At 75.2% G+C, this 250-nt stretch carries 1 protein-coding gene; it reads right to left on the bottom strand.

What is annotated here, in order from left to right; translation table 11 throughout:
* Window positions 1-250, bottom strand: a 250-nt coding sequence (locus C1X29_RS29025; RefSeq protein WP_146023337.1) for a PQQ-dependent sugar dehydrogenase, incomplete at both ends; no start/stop codon positions are given.

Raw genomic sequence — 250 nt, forward strand, 5'->3', positions numbered from 1 at the left:
GGGTCGGAGTGCTCGCCGGTGGTGACGGCGAGCGTGCCGTCGGGCAGCGGCACCACGCGCGAGCCGTACTGGGAGGGGGAGTAGGACAGGGGGTACTGCACGAAGATGTCGCGCACCTCGGTGAGCTCGGAGCCGGCCGCGCTCAGGGCGCCGCGCGCGGCGGCGGTGGCCACGCGGTCGCGGCCCATGGGCTTGGCGTAGGTCCAGAACACGGTGCGGTCGGTGGCGAAGCCGGGGCCCACGGCCACGT

The organism is Pseudomonas sp. GW456-12-10-14-LB2, assembly GCF_002884345.1.
GTDB lineage: Bacteria > Pseudomonadota > Gammaproteobacteria > Pseudomonadales > Pseudomonadaceae > Aquipseudomonas > Aquipseudomonas paraglycinae.